The organism is Aminobacterium sp. UBA4834 (assembly GCF_002400205.1).
GTDB lineage: Bacteria > Synergistota > Synergistia > Synergistales > Aminobacteriaceae > Aminobacterium > Aminobacterium mobile.
In genome coordinates, this window is sequence record NZ_DHFC01000018.1 from 420,940 (window position 1) to 421,600 (window position 661).

Genomic DNA, 661 nt, shown 5'->3' on the forward strand with positions numbered 1-661 from the left:
TCTCCTCCCCCCCCCCCCTGCCATAAGCACTGGCTCTTCTGAATAAGCCGACTCATCAGCAGAAAGAGGTCCGATGCCGCCCTCCTCTTCACTCGCAGCTTCTGGTTCGCTTGCTACCGCTCCTGACATATCGATAACTACAAAACCCGCCGGCACGTGGGTATCTTCTTCATTTTTATCATCGCTATCGTTCTGCTGAAGATTTCCCCAGGCTACCCCTGCGGAACGGTTACTCGCACAAACAGTGAGAAAAACAGCTGTACTGAACATGAGCAGCATAACGATCATAAAACCCATGCGGCCCGATTTAGAATGATTTCCTTTACCTGGAGAATCGTTCATCATCGTCCCCCCTTAACACTCCCAATACTTTATACTACGCCATCTTAATGGTCAACAGGAAATCTTTATTTGTCTGGCTTTTTTTCAGCTTGTCGATAATGAGAGATAAAGCCCCAGCTTCATCAACGTTTACCATCCGACGGCGCAAGAGCCATACTCGGCTCAAGTCATCTTCTGGCATCAGGAGTTCTTCTCGGCGTGTTCCAGATTTCGTAATATCCACCGCCGGGAAAATTCGCTGTTCTGCCAGCTTACGGGAGAGATGAAGTTCCATGTTTCCAGTTCCTTTAAACTCTTCATAAATAACATCATCCATACG

At 47.8% G+C, this 661-nt stretch carries 1 protein-coding gene and 1 pseudogene; both read right to left on the minus strand.

The genetic code is table 11. The annotated features are described in order from the left end of the window. The coding region (locus B3L97_RS08575; RefSeq protein ID WP_286934832.1) for a hypothetical protein at positions 1-342 on the minus strand (342 nt) is incomplete at its 3' end. A gap of 34 nt (positions 343-376) precedes the next feature. Then, positions 377-661: pseudogene (locus tag B3L97_RS08580) on the minus strand (transcription termination factor Rho); the annotation flags it as partial.